6 protein-coding genes are annotated in these 12385 nt (G+C 68.7%); 1 reads left to right on the plus strand and 5 read right to left on the minus strand.

Annotated features, from left to right (window positions below; genetic code table 11):
* Nucleotides 1-4 precede the first annotated feature (4 nt).
* From ACFWPK_RS11950 to ACFWPK_RS11960, 3 genes are read right to left on the minus strand one after another with little or no spacing between them, the layout of a single operon-like run.
* Nucleotides 5-6367 (minus strand): SDR family NAD(P)-dependent oxidoreductase, encoded by a 6363-nt coding sequence (locus ACFWPK_RS11950; protein WP_378914622.1) that lies wholly within the window; start codon nucleotides 6365-6367, stop codon nucleotides 5-7.
* 20 nt (nucleotides 6368-6387) lie between these two features.
* Nucleotides 6388-6999, minus strand: a complete 612-nt coding sequence (locus ACFWPK_RS11955) for a GDSL-type esterase/lipase family protein (protein WP_378914624.1) — start codon at nucleotides 6997-6999, stop codon at nucleotides 6388-6390.
* A complete protein-coding gene (locus ACFWPK_RS11960) occupies nucleotides 6986-8188 on the minus strand; it encodes an NAD(P)/FAD-dependent oxidoreductase (protein ID WP_378914626.1) in 1203 nt (400 codons plus the stop codon). The genes ACFWPK_RS11955 and ACFWPK_RS11960 overlap by 14 nt, the downstream gene beginning before the upstream one ends.
* A 214-nt stretch (nucleotides 8189-8402) precedes the next feature.
* Between ACFWPK_RS11960 and ACFWPK_RS11965 the strand changes: the two genes are divergently transcribed.
* Complete coding sequence (locus tag ACFWPK_RS11965) at nucleotides 8403-8942, plus strand: PaaI family thioesterase (RefSeq protein WP_378914628.1); 540 nt, start codon at nucleotides 8403-8405, stop codon at nucleotides 8940-8942.
* Here the strand turns inward: ACFWPK_RS11965 and ACFWPK_RS11970 are convergent.
* Nucleotides 8930-10750, minus strand: a complete 1821-nt coding sequence (locus tag ACFWPK_RS11970; protein WP_378914630.1) for an AMP-dependent synthetase/ligase — start codon at nucleotides 10748-10750, stop codon at nucleotides 8930-8932. The genes ACFWPK_RS11965 and ACFWPK_RS11970 overlap by 13 nt on opposite strands.
* Nucleotides 10747-12327, minus strand: coding sequence for a PfaD family polyunsaturated fatty acid/polyketide biosynthesis protein (locus ACFWPK_RS11975; RefSeq protein ID WP_378914632.1), 1581 nt, complete (start codon nucleotides 12325-12327; stop codon nucleotides 10747-10749). The genes ACFWPK_RS11970 and ACFWPK_RS11975 overlap by 4 nt, the downstream gene beginning before the upstream one ends.
* Between the last annotated feature and the right edge of the window lie 58 nt (nucleotides 12328-12385).

The following is a 12385-nucleotide window of genomic DNA, read 5'->3' on the forward strand; positions in this document are numbered from 1 at the left end:
ATGCTCACGCGCGCTGCTCGCGCAAGCGCACAGCCTCGGCGAACTTCTCGGTCATCTCCGGGGTGGCGATGACCGCGAGATCGGAATAGCGCTGCAGCACAGTGCCGTTCGGCTCACACGCGGTGACTGTCACGGTGACCTCCGTGCCGTTCGCGTTGACGCGCAGGTCGTCGACCAGCACCACGAAAGGACCGGCGTCGGGCAGCGGGGCGAAGTACTCGATGCGCCCGATGGACAGCGGCAAGCAGGCCGAGTTCATGAACCACACACCGAGCAGCGCACCGGACTGGATCACGACATCGGCCATGACCGGGCTGTGCAGTGCCCCCGCGTAATTACCGGTGCCGATCCGGGTGTCGGGAAGCTCGGCTTCGACGACGAGGCGGCGTTCGGCGCGTTCCAGAATGCGGCGGACTCCCTGCAGCAGGGGCCCGTGGAACAGGTCCGCGGCACGGTAGACGTCGAGCCCGTTCTCCGGCCCCTCACCGATCGCGTAGCCCGGCCAGCCGGAAAGTACCGGGGCAGGCCAGGTTTCGGCGGCCAGGACGAACGTTCCGGTGAAGTGCGACGGCGCCAGCGCCTTGCCGGGTTCGTCGCTGCGGATCCAGACCGTGACGCTCAGCCGGTCGTCGACGGCCGTGCCGGCCTGCACCTCGAGCCGGTAGGAGCGCTCGTCCTTCCCGTCGTACACGATTCCCCGAAGCACCTCGAAGCCGGTGCATTCCACGACCCGCAGGCCGGGGTTGGCACGCTCGAGCACATTGATCGCCCAGCCGAGTCCGGCGGCGGCCGGGAACACCGGGAACTTGCCGACTCGATGGTCGCCGATCACCGGGTCCGCGGCCAGTGGTGCGAGATCGCGGTAGGTGGTGAAAGGGCTTGTCGGGGTGAGGGTTACCGCCGTGGCCAGCGGGGCCGCCGGACCGACGAGCACCGACACGTCGTCGGCGCGACCGGGGCCGAACTGCTCGGCGAACATCCGGGCACCGGCGTCCATCCCGAGCAGGGCGACACCGCGGGCGAGGAAGACTTCGCGCAACTGCGGAGTCACCATGCCGCCGTCCCAGGCACCCCAGTTGACGGTGGTGACATGCCCGGCGAGGCCCTGCCGTCGCCAGCTCACCGCGGCCCGGTTGAGGGCTTCGTTGGCGACCGCGTAGTCGGCCTGACCCGGATTGCCGTAGACCCCGGCCACCGACCCGAACAGGATGAGATGGCCGAGCGTGGCATCGCGCAGGGCGCTGACCACGTTGTAAAGCCCGTCCAGCTTGGTCGCGAGAACGAGGCGGATGTCGTCGGCGGTTTTGGCGGGGAGCAGGGAATCGGCCAGTGCGCCCGCACCGTGCACGATGCCGGTGACCCGGCCCGCGTCCTCGGCGAGTGCACGCTCGGTGGCTTCGGCATCGGTGATGTCGACCGCGAGGTAGCGCACCCGCGCGCCGGTCTGGGCCACCGCTTCGACGGTCGCGCGGATCTCACGCTGCGCCAGCAGGTTTCGGGTGATCCGGTCGACCTGTTTCGGTGTCGGCTGCTCACCCGCGGCGCGCACGGCGGCGATGGCGGCGGCCTTGAGGGCGTCGTCGGCGACACCGGCCGCCCATTCCGGTTCGTCCTCGAGTTCGGTGCGTCCGAGCAAGAGGAACTCGCAGGCCCGGCGAGCGGCCAGTTCCCGAACACACCGCGCGGTCACACCCCGTGCGCCACCGGTGACGACGAGAACGTCGTCGGTGGTGAGGGCGAGTTCGGTGGCCGAGGCGGAACTGTCGACCGCCTGCGGGCGCAGCGTCCAGCGGGTGCGGTCGGCGTCGACCCCGACTTCGCGAGCGTCGATCGCGGCGTCGTCGAGTTCGGCGAGGAAGGAGACGATCAGTGCCTCGTCGCTCAGCTGCGGCGAGAGATCCAATGCCCGGCAGAACAGTCCGGGCGCTTCCTGCGCGAGGGTCTTCACCAGACCGCTGACCCCGCCGACAACGGCGGCGGCAGCCGCTCGTTCACCTCGGTGGCCGAGCACGCCGTCGATTCGGGTGAGGGTGACGAACGCCGCTCGTGTACCGGCTTCGGCGGTCGCCACCAGGCGGTCGTGCACCAGCGTGGCGGTGTGGATGGTGTCGGCGAGCCGGTGACCGCCCACCAGCCACTGGCTGTCCGCGGGCAACACAGTCAGGCACAGATCCAGCCGCGCAACATCTTTCAGCGCGGACTCGATCGCCCCCTGCACGGTGGCGCCGTCCCATGCGGCTACTCCGGCGTCGTCGCGGGCAGCGACGGTGGCCGTGTGCACGGTCCATCCCTGATGCTCGAGGCCACTCGCGAGAGTCGCCGCGGTGTTGTCACCGTGGTCGACGATCAGGGCTGTCCGCTCTGCGGCGTAGAGCTCGGTGACGCGGTCGATGTCGGGAAGTTCGACCGGCACGATCCGCAGCAGCACTGGATCGTCCTCGATCCCGTCGCGGTCGGTCCCCGGCTGAAGTCCACGTTCGCTGTCCTGCACGGCTGCTGAACCCGCGGCCACTGCGGGCGCCGGGGTGGCGGCCGGTGCGGGCGCAGCGGAGCCGGCGACGAAGTCGACGATGTCGCTGAGCGTGCGCAGTTCCGCGACCTGCTCGGGACCGACAGCGGGCACACCGTCGATGCGCTCACCGACCGCACCCATGATCTGAACCCGCTTGATCGAGTCCACACCGAGATCGGCTTCCAGATCCAGCGACAGCGCCAGCATCTCCGGCGGGTAGCCGGTCTTCTCCGAAACGACCTGCGACAACACCGACCACACCGCGTCGGCATCGAGGGCCGCGGGCTCGGTCACCGCGACGGCCACAGGCACTGCCGCGGTGTCGACCGCCCGGTGCGCCGAGTCTGCGGCGAAATCAGGAGCCGGATTCGGCTGTGGGGCAGGCGATTGCGGGTGCGCCTCCGGAACCGTAGGCACCATGGGCGCCTGCTGGTCGAGACGCGCTGCCGCGTAGGTGTGGCTGCCGTTTCCGTTGCCGGAGGGGAGTTCGGCGTGGAAGCCGTTCGTCCCGTTCCGACTCGGGGCTTCAACGCTCGGCGCCGGGGATCCGAGCTCGAGGCCGGACAGCGAGGCGAGGATCTCGTTGACCCGGACGTGGGTCCGGCCGATCGCCAGGCTCTGCTCCTTGATGGCGTGCACTGTCGCGTGGAGGCGATCATCGGCACCGCCCGTGCGCTGCGCGTCGCGCAATACCGAGACCAGTCCTTCGGCGACCTCGAGCTGGCCCTGCGCGTACCGGCTGTGGATGTCGAGGTGCTGCTGGGCGGCCGCGTCGAGTCCCGTCCCGTACTGACTTCCGACGGTCGACCCCGCCTGAACCTGCGCGGAGGCCGGAGCTTCCACGGTCACCAGTTCCCGAGTGGCGGTGGGCGTTTCCGTAGCCGCCTGCGCCTGAGCGGCGGCGTAGGTCTCGGCGACGACTCGCTCCTGCGCCGCCGCGTGCGCTTGTGCGACCACCTGCGCCTGTGCCGCGGCCTCGGTCTCGGCGGCTACCCGCGCCTGCGTGACAGCTTCCAACACGACGTGCTCCTCGATTCCCTTGCGGTAGAGCTCCTTACGAGATTCCGGCACGAAGTCGCGGCCGTTGAGCCGGACAACCATGCCGGGCGCCTCCGGCACGGCGAACGGTGCGGCGTCGTGGCGGTGGATGTCGACGATCGGCGCACCGAGCACCGCCAGCTGCAGCGCGGCCTTCTTGAGCGCCACATCGCTGTCGCCGGTCGGCCCCTGGTCGGTCGAGAGGGCGATGACCTCGGCGCCGAGGGTCCGGCGCACCAGCGAGGTGAGCGTGGCCTTCGGCCCGAACTCGACGAACACATTGCAGCCGTCAGCCTGCATGGCCCGCAGGCCCGCCACGAACTCGACGGTTTCGAGCAGCTGCTCGGTGAGCACCTTACGGTTGGTCGCGACGCGCGAACCGTATTCGGCGTCACGGGAATTCGCGTAGATCTTGGCCTTCGGAGCGCGAATACCGACACTCTTCACCGCGGCCTTGAACGGCTCGACCGCGTGGGCGACGTAGCGGGTGTGGAACGCTCCGGCCACCGGCAACTCACGCACGGTCAGCCCGCGCGCACGGCCCGCCGCGACGAATTCCGCGACGGCCGCGGTGCCGCCACCGACCACCACCTGGTCGGGTGCGTTGTGATTGCACACGCTCACATCGGGATGATCGGCGAGGATCGCGCTGACCTGTTCGCGGTCGGCCTGCACCGCGGCCATCGTGCCCGCGTCGGCGTCGGTGTCGATCGCCATTGCCGCGCCACGCGCCCTGGCGAGGGTGAAGTAGTCGGCAGTGTCGAGCGAATCCACCGCCCACAGCGCGGTCAGCTCACCGAAGCTGTGGCCCATGAACCCGGCGCAGGTCAGACCGCGCTCGGACAGGAACCGGTACTGCCCCACCGACAGCGCCGCGATCGCGGGCTGCGCGAATTCGGTGCGCCGCAGCATCGCCTCCTGGGCGTTGCGCACCTCGGGGTCGAAGACCGGCGACGGGAACACCACCGCGGCCGGCGGCCGGGCCGCGTCGGCGAACACCGCGTTGGCCTCGTCGAAGGCGGTGGCCACGGTGGGGTTGTTCAGCACCGCGGACAGACCCATGTCCACGTACTGGCTGCCCTGACCGGCGAACAGCGCGCCGATCTTCAGATCGGACATGGCCCGTCGGCGATAGACGATGCCGCGCGGGTGAGTCCACTCGTCGGCGTCACCGGCGAGTTCGGTCACCGCCAGTGCGCGCAGCGCCTGAGCTTCCTCGTCGTCGCGTGCCACGAATCCGATGCGGGCGTGCTCGGCCGGAATCCCGGCGTCGCCGTTCGGGGCGGCGTCCGAGCTCAGCAGGCTCGCCAGTTCGGTCGGCGAGGCGGCGTGCCACAGCTGGACCCGCGCGGTGCGGTGCATCGTCAGCGCGTGTCCGCGATCGCCACCTGCCTCCTCGAGGATCGCGTGGAAGTTGGTGCCGCCGAAGCCCATCGCCGACGCGGCCGCGCGACGCTGCGGCCGGTGCGGATCGCGGATCCACGGCCGGGTCCTGGTGTTGATGTAGAGCGGCGACGAGTCGTCGAGTGCCTTGTTGGGCGCGGTGACATTGATCGTCGGCGGCAGCACCTTGTGATGCAACGCCAGCGCGAGCTTGATCAGGCTGGCCGCACCGGCGGCGCCCTTGGTATGGCCGATCTGGGACTTCACGCTGCCGATCGCGGCGTATCCGGTCTCGTCGGTCGCCTCGCGCAGCACCGCGTTCAAGGCGGCGAGCTCGGTCTGATCGCCGACGCGGGTGCCGGTGGCATGCGCCTCGAACAGCCCGATCGTGGCGGGCGAGCAGTCCGCGTCCTCGTAGGCGCGGCGCAGTGCCGCCTGCTGTCCCTCGGCGCGCGGGGCGTAGATGCTCTTGAAGCGCCCGTCGCTCGAGGATCCGATGCCCTTGATCACCGCGTACACCCGGTCACCGTCGCGCTCGGCGTCGGCGAGTCGCTTGAGCGCGATCATGCCGATGCCCTCGCCGACCAGGGTGCCGTCGGCACTGTCGTCGAGCGGCTTGATGACGCCCGAGCGCGACAGCGCCCCGACCTTGCTGAAGCACAGGTAGCCGAAGATCGAGTTCTCGGTGTCACAGCCACCGGTGATCATCATGTCGGCGCGACCGGACACCAGCTCGCTGATCGCGACGTGGACCGCCGACAGCGAGCTCGCGCACGCCGCGTCGACGGTGCAGTTCATGCCGCCGAGGTCGAGGCGGTTGGCGACCCGGCCCGCGATCACATTGCCCAGCAGACCGGGGAACGAGTTCTCCTCCCACGACGGGAAGGCGTCGGCGTACTTCTGCGCGATCTGCTCGGCGTCGGCCTGGGTCAGCCCACAACTGCGGATGACCTCCTTGAGCACCGGCGTCGACAGGCGGGCGGCCAGTGGGTGCGACAACGTCGTCGGCCCGGCGACGCCGAGCACCACACCGGTGCGCTCGGGCCGGTACCAGTCCGACCCGACCGCGCCCGCGTCGGCGAGCACGTCACGGGCGACGAGCAGGCTCAGCAACTGCACGACCGTGGTGACCTCGAGCTGGTTGGGCGGCAGCCCGAACTCGGTGACGCTGAACGGCATCTCGGGCACGAAACCGCCACGGCGGCAATAGGTCTTGTCGGGCACCGTCGGGTCGGCGTCGTAGTAGTCGTCGAGGTTCCAGTGCGTGGCCGGAACGTCGGACATGCAGTCCGCGGCGTCGACGACGTTCTGCCAGAAGTCACGGAAGTTCGCGGCCATCGGGAACAGGCCGCTCAGTCCTACGATCGCAATCGGAGTATCGGCTAATCGCCGCGTCATGGCCGGGTCTTCGGAGGGCCGAAGGTGGTCGTTCATGTGCTATCCCTGTCTTCTACTCAGAGTTGCGAAACTCGCACAGTCCGGACCTCGTCGATGAGGTCGGCCATCGCCGTGCCGATGAGCTGATGGCCCGCCGGACTCGGATGCATGCCGTCCGGGGACCACATGACCGGGTCCGCGGTGATGGGTGCGTTCACCAAATCGAGTCGCACGAGATCGAACTCGTGGACGAGGTCGTCGAGATAGTCGTTGGCTTGCGCGAATCGCGACCGCAAGACCGTGCGCAAGGATTCGGGCAGGCCGGGCAGGCGGTCCGGAATATTCGGCCAGTTCGTGGTGAACACCAGCCGATCCGGGCGCGCCAGCCCGGCATAGATCTGACGCAGGTTGCGGCGGAACCGATCCCGGTCGTAGTCGGTGACCAGGTCGTTTCCGCCGACGATCACGCCGATCAGCGGAGCATCGGCGGCGAGAGCGATCGGCAGCTGCCGATCGATGACATCTTGGGTGGTGGCCCCGTAGGAACCGAGGTTCAGTGTCGCACCGGAGATTCCGAGCAGGTGCTCGACGCGGGCGACAAATCCCGCGAAGGAGCCGTCGGCATTGACCGAACCGCCGCGCCCCTCCGCGAAACTGTCACCGAGCACCATCAGCTCATGCGTTTGCACCGAGCAATTTCGCGATACGTTCGGGCGCGAAGAATTCCTCGCCCGTCATTCCGCCGCCGACCATCGCGTAGAAGTCCTTGGTATATTCTTCGTTGCTTTCCAGCGCGCGGAAAACAGCCAGCAATTGCGGGGTCAGTTCGAGCGTGGAAATCGTGCAGGTGAATTCGAAACTCGACTGCGATTTCTCGTCACGCTCGCGCTGGTAATCGGCGAGCGCCTCGGCCATGGGGCGCTGGTCGGTCAGACCTTCGTGCACCCGCTCGGCGAGCAGTGCCGCGTAGTCGAACGCGTCGGAGATCCCGAGCCCGGTGAACGGGTCCTTGTGGTAGCCCGCGTCCCCGACCAGTGCCCAGCCTTCGCCGTGCGACTGACGGCGGTAGTTGTCCGGATACCGCATCGGGTAGAAACGGTCCTCACGCTTGCCCTTGGTAACCAGTTCCTCGGCGAACTCGGGCAGGATCTCGCGGGCGACCTTCACGAAGTTGGCCTCGACGTCGGCGCGGAAGTCCGGGTACGTCTCGATCTTGCGCATGACCGCGACCAGGGTCTGGTCGTTGTGGGTCGGCCAGATGCCGATCTGCTGCTTGTCGCCGATGCGGCTGTGGAACGAAGGCTGCGACAGCCCGCTGTAGTAGGTGTAGTAGACGAAGCACTCGGCCGCGACCTTCGTATACGTCTCGGCGCCAACGGCATTGGCGACGAACGAGTTGGTGCCGTCCGCGCCGATCACGATGCGGGCCCGCTCCTCGGCGATCTCGCCACCGGCCACCGAACCGCGGATACCGACGACCGCGCCGTCCTCGATGATCAGCTCGCTGACGGTGTAGCCGGTGCGAACCTCGGCGCCGGCCGCCTCGGCGCCCTCGACCAGGATCGCGTCGAGTTCGGTGCGCCGCGGCGCGTAGGTGGCGTCGATCCCCTTGATGGGATCGGCGAAGCCCGCGATAACGATGTCACGGTAGGACACCGTCATGTGCTTGATCGGCGGCACGCCGGTGGCGATCAGCTTGTCGAGCAGACCCCACTCCTGCAGGCGCGCCACTCCGCGCTGCTGAATGTAGTGCGTCGAGATGGTGTCGCTGGGGAAGGTGGCACGGTCGACCACCAGGACCCGATGCCCCTGCCTCGCCAGCAACATGCCGACCGGTGAACCGGCGCACCGCGCGCCGACAACAATCGCGTCATACATCAGGGTGACTCCTCAGTAAATGAAACGCTTATGGCCCCGGTAGCGATTTTACGGAGTCGAACCGCACGATTCGCGTACCGATTTCCAATCGGATTACATGAATAGGTGTTCCCGAACAATGGCGTCGAGTATTAGCGATCCGGCAGCTCGGATGAATAATTGAATTCAACTTCCGTTCATCACGCAAAACGGTTGGATATGGGCTAATTGGGGCATGCCAACTGGAAATGAACCAGCCCCCGGAATCGCCGCAGCGCAGGCTCGGCTGACGAATATGACCGGTGCCGCGACGCCGGACTACGAACAGATCCGCAAGACCGTCGACACGCTCGTGCCGTTCGTGAATCTGGTGGGGGTGCGCATGACCGAGCTCGGCCCCGGCTCGGCGGTGGCCGAGATCCCCGAGGCGCCGCAGATGAGCAATCACCTCGGCACAGTGCATGCGGGCGCGTTGTTCCTCGCCGCCGAAGTAGCCTGTGCCGGCGCGTTTTCCGGCATCATCGCCCCGCGCATCCTGCATGTGCGAACGTTCGTGCTGCGCAGCACCAAGGCCACCTTCTTCCGGCCTGCCCGCGGCCGGATCCGCGCCAGTGGGACGGTGAGCTCCCCGATCCTGGCCGACGTGGTCGGGCGCAGGACCGAGGAGCAGTTCGACATCACCGGAAAGGCCCTGCTGCACGACGACAGTGGTGCCTTGCTCGCGAAGGTGGATCTCGAGTACTTCTGCTGGCTGGCCGCGGGTCAGCCGGGGTAGAGCTCGGCGATGACGGCGGCGAAGTCGGCTTCGATCGCCGCGCGGCGCAGCCGCAACGACGCCGTCAGCTGACCCTTCTCCATCGAGAAGTCCTCCGCGAGAACGGCGAACCGGCGAATCGACTCCGCACGGGAGACGAGCCGGTTCGCCGCCTCGACCCCGGCGGAGATCTCCGCGAGCAACTGCGCGTCCTCGGTCGGGACACCGCCGGACAGATCGACTCCCCGCTCCGCGGCCCAGCGGGCCAGCACCACCGGATCGACGGTGATCAGGGCGGTCACATACGGTCGGCCTTCACCGACGAGCATGCAGTTGCTGACCAAGGCGTGCAGGCGAACCCGGTCCTCGAGCGGCGCGGGCGCCACGTTCTTGCCACCGCTGGTGACGATGATCTCCTTGCGCCGACCCGTGATGAACAGGAATCCGTCCTCGTCGAGCCGGCCGAGATCACCGGTGGCCAGCCAGTTCTCGGCCGGGTGCCCGCCATCGGGCCAGTACCCGGGGAAGACCTGCGGGCCGCGGACCAGGATCTCGCCGTCGTCGGCGATCGCGATGGTCGTGCCCGGCACCGGCCTGCCGACCGCGCCCGCCCGATTCGCGTGCGGCGCACTCATACTGACCGTCGACGAGGCCTCGGTCAGACCGTACGCGCCGATGATCTCCACACCGATCCCGGTGAAGAAGTCCGCCGTCGACGGTTCCAGCGAGGCGCCGCCCGCGACCATGTGCTCGAGTCGTCCGCCGAGCATGCCGCGCCACTGCTTGCCGATCTCCGCGTCGATCACCGCGCTCGCCGGAGGCTGCTCACCGCGCCTGCGCGCATGGCCGACAGCGATCGCCGCCGCCTCCGCGGCGTCGTACCGAGCGCTGCCGAGCGCCTGGCGCGCTGCCTTGCGGATCTTCTCCAGGACGTACGGGACGCCGATCAGGAATGTCGGTTGAAAGATCGGCAGCTCGGCGGGCAGTTGCGCGGGAGTGGCGACCAATCCCGTGCGGACCCCGGCCAATACACAGCCGAACTGCACGACCCGCCCGTACACGTGCGCGAGCGGGAGGAACAGCAGTGTCGACGCGGGATCGGTGGGGGTGCGGCGGAACACGATGTCGAGGAGCTCGACCACGTTGGCCGCGGCGGCGAAGATATTGCGGTGCGTCAGCAGGCAGCCCTTGGGCACGCCCGTCGTGCCGCTGGTGTAGACGATCGTCGCGACCTCGTCGGCGCGCACCGCCAGCCGACGTTCGCCTGCCTCGGCGTCGGTGATCGGTTCGCCCTGCTCGATCAGCGCAGGCAACGACGAACCGAGCAGCCAGGCCCGGCCGCGCAGGTCCTCCCCCGCGGCCGCGCCGATCAGCTCGCACTGTTCGGTCGTCTCCACGAAACACGCGCTGGGGCGGGCATCGGCCACGATGTGCTGGATCTGCTCGGCCGACGACGTGGGATACACCGGTACTGCCAGCGCGCCCACGCTCAGCACGGCGAAGTCCGCCGCCGACCATTCGAAACTGGTCCCGCCGAGGATCAGCACCCGATCGCCGACGCCGATCCCGTTGGCCAGCAAACCTTTCGCGAGTCCCAGGACGAGCCGTGCGAACTCGTCGTAGTCGACGTCGAGCCAGCCCTCGGCCGTCTTACGGCTGAACACAACGGCCGACGGGTCGGCCGCTGCTTTGCGGAACACCACGTTGGCCAAGTTGTCGTCATCGGCCATGGTGACCAGTGGCGCGACACTGTATTCCTGCGCGACCCGCGGCCTCTCCACGGCACTGTTTGCCTGCACGGCACTGCCTTCTTGCACGGCGCTACTCATCGCGACTCGATGCCGGTCAGCGGGGCCGGAACGTAGGTCGAGCAGCTACCCGGCAGCCGTACGCCCGCCGCGCGCAACTGACTCACGCGGGTGGCGAAGGCCGCGCCGCGCATGATCTGGAGCCCGACCTCGGCGACGTGGCGGTGTGCCGGTGCGGCCAGGTAGGTTCCGGCGACCCAGTCGTTGAACGCGCCCATCGCGGGCCCGCACCAGATCTGATAGTCGAGGGTGCGCTCGGGCGTCGCGGCCGTGCTCCAGCCGGACGACCGGCCCAGATACCACCGGAAGATCAGTGCCATCCGGCGTTTCGGGTTCCCCTCGGCGCGCGCGATCTGCTCGGGGTCGCGCTCACGGAAGTAGCCGAGGCAGTCGTTCCACACCTCGTCGAACGAACGAGCCAGGATCCGCTGCTCGATCTCGGCGCGCTCGGCGGCGGGGATCGCCTCGATGCCGTCGTAGCGTCGATAGGTGTCGTACAGGCGCCGTGCCCGGCTCGCGAACATCGTGCCGCGTTGCAGCACCTGAACATCCACGCCGAGTTCGAACATGTCCGACGAGGGCGCCATGGTGGTGTCGGCGACGCCCGCCGAGGCCAGCAGCCGCTTCGCCGTATCGGACTGCGCCGCTTCGACAGTGGCCTGGTTGACCGACCCGGTGACCACATAGGAGGCACCCATCCCGAAGGCCGCCGCGGCGGCCGCCGGGGTACCGATACCGCCGGCCGCGCCGACCCGGACCCGCTGGGCGTAGCCGTATTCGCGCTGGATCCGCTCGCGCACCGCCAGCAGCGAGGGCAGCAGCACCACCAGCGGACGACGGTCGGTGTGGCCACCGGAATCCGCCTCACCGGTGATGTCGTCGGCCATCGGGATCGAGGCCGCCAGCTCGGCCTGCTCGGCGGTGATCTCCCCCGCGTCGAGCAGTCCGCGCACCAGATGATCCGGTGCCGGTCGCAGGAACAGTTCGGCGACCTCGGCGCGAGAGACCTTGGCGATCACCCGGTTTCGGGCGACCACCTGACCGTTCGGGTCACGGTGCAAGCCGGCCAGCCGGTAGCGCACCACCTGCGGGGTCAGGTCGAGGAACGCCGACGCCTCGACGCAGCGCACCTCGTGCCGCAGACACGCGTCGACGATCGCCCGCTCCAGCGCGGTTTCGCTGGGGCTGTGGATCAGGTTGCAGGCGAAGGGTTTTCCCGGTGCCTCGCGACCGATGGTGGCCAGGGCCTCGTCGATCCGGGCAGGCAGCACGCCGGCGGCACCGAACGAGGCGAGCATGCCCGCTCGTGCCATCGCGACCACCATCGAGGCCGAGGCGATCCCGTTGGCCATCGCGCCGGCGTGGTAGGCGTAGCCCACCCCGTGGGTCTGCCGGAACTCGTTGTTGCCCAGCGCTTCCGGCCGCAGCGCCGGCGCGGCGGCCAGCACTTGCGCCCCGCGGGCGGCACCGGCGTCGGTGGTCACCGCGACACCGCGATCGTCACGTACCACGAAGACCGGCTTGTCCAATTCCGACAGCGCACGGTAGATGGAATTGTCGTCCCTGGCGAGTGCCGAGGGTGCAAGGGAAATCGTCACTGTGCCAATCCTTCTGAGAGCCCGAGGGCAGAGGTCACTGTCGGGAGGTCACTGTCGA

The sequence above is a fragment of the Nocardia sp. NPDC058519 genome, from assembly GCF_042719755.1.
Taxonomy (GTDB): Bacteria; Actinomycetota; Actinomycetes; order Mycobacteriales; family Mycobacteriaceae; genus Nocardia.

What these genes read in the sequence shown, in the direction of transcription:
- ACFWPK_RS11950 (WP_378914622.1), bottom strand. Translation starts at nt 6,367, where the DNA reads ATGAACGACCACCTTCGGCCCTCCGAAGACCCGGCCATGACGCGGCGA.
- ACFWPK_RS11960 (WP_378914626.1), bottom strand. Translation starts at nt 8,188, where the DNA reads ATGTATGACGCGATTGTTGTCGGCGCGCGGTGCGCCGGTTCACCGGTC.
- ACFWPK_RS11965 (WP_378914628.1), top strand. Translation starts at nt 8,403, where the DNA reads ATGCCAACTGGAAATGAACCAGCCCCCGGAATCGCCGCAGCGCAGGCT.
- ACFWPK_RS11970 (WP_378914630.1), bottom strand. Translation starts at nt 10,750, where the DNA reads ATGAGTAGCGCCGTGCAAGAAGGCAGTGCCGTGCAGGCAAACAGTGCC.